Source organism: Oleiphilus sp. HI0117 (assembly GCF_001635235.1).
In genome coordinates this window covers 1-997 of sequence record NZ_LWGA01001380.1, presented here as the reverse complement: position 1 = coordinate 997, position 997 = coordinate 1, and the positions used below count along the sequence as shown (strand labels likewise).

At 39.8% G+C, this 997-nt stretch carries 2 protein-coding genes; one reads left to right on the top strand and one right to left on the bottom strand.

Going from position 1 to position 997, the window contains the following annotated elements:
• Window positions 1–74 precede the first annotated feature (74 nt).
• Window positions 75–440 (top strand): hypothetical protein, encoded by a 366-nt coding sequence (locus A3757_RS23570; protein WP_068553025.1) that lies wholly within the window; start codon window positions 75–77, stop codon window positions 438–440.
• Here A3757_RS23570 and A3757_RS23565 read toward each other — a convergent pair.
• On the bottom strand, window positions 429–997 hold a 569-nt coding region (locus A3757_RS23565; RefSeq protein WP_231878372.1), incomplete at its 5' end, for a DUF2058 domain-containing protein. The two genes, A3757_RS23570 and A3757_RS23565, sit on opposite strands and share 12 nt — an antisense overlap.

The window sequence follows — 997 nt, the reverse complement described above, 5'->3', positions numbered from 1 at the left end:
GTGCTTTTAAACGCTGGACCGGAATTTCTCCCGCAAAATATCTTAAATCTCGACCCCAGGAATAGTATACAAGCATGCTAAGACTTCTCTTTATCCTTCTGACTGCGCTGACACTTGATGCTTGTACAAGCTTGAGTCACTTAAAGGCACCAATCGCAAAGAAGCATGTTGAACAGAAGACTAAAACACCCGCTAGTGAAAATATCGAGGAATTATGCAAGTACACATCCCATAAAGGCATTTCCGAACTCATTTCAGTGAAAGGAGCCTACCTCACTTTTATATTCTTTCCCGGTAATGTCGAGTTTCGTCTTGAAAAAGAAAAATTCCCTCTACAAAAGCTTATCGGCAGCGAGTTCAAGGCTATTTATGAAGAACTGGTTCAAGGGCATGCTAAATGCCACAAACCAGCACCTCAGATCATAGGTTTACCACATTAAGTCATCAGGTATTTGATAATCTTTATACGGATCATCTTCTTCTATTTCTGTATCTTGCGGCTGTGACTTCTCCATGTGGTAGACAATCGCTGCCTCATCTCTCTCTATTATTTTAGTGGCCGCTGTTGCTGGTATTAAGATAAAACTTTCATCTAAATTGGCTATTGCTAACCTGCCTTTCAATAAATGAGTTTGTTGCTGTTCTGNTATATAGACCTTTTTGATCTTTTTATCGACAGCAAATTGAAATCCAATATCGTCACCTTCACTAGGTACGGTGTTCATTTCAATTAATTGTTTTACCTGAGCCTTAATTGCTTTTCGATTCTGCTCTTCCAGCTTCGCCTGATTCAGTGCTTTGTCTCTTTCAGCTTTTTCTTTTTTCTGCTGAGCTATTCGCGCTTCGGCTTCGTTTTGTACTGCTTGGCCTTTTGGAGTTTGCTTACGTTGAACACGTTTCTCTTTTTGAATATTTTTTGCTTTTTTCTTATCTACCAGGCCAGCACCTAATAGTTGCTCTTGTAATGACTTTGCCATCAAACCCTCTCTTGAACGAT

Excerpts from the sequence above, each read along its gene's own strand:
- A3757_RS23570 (WP_068553025.1), top strand. The coding sequence starts at position 75 with ATGCTAAGACTTCTCTTTATCCTTCTGACTGCGCTGACACTTGATGCT.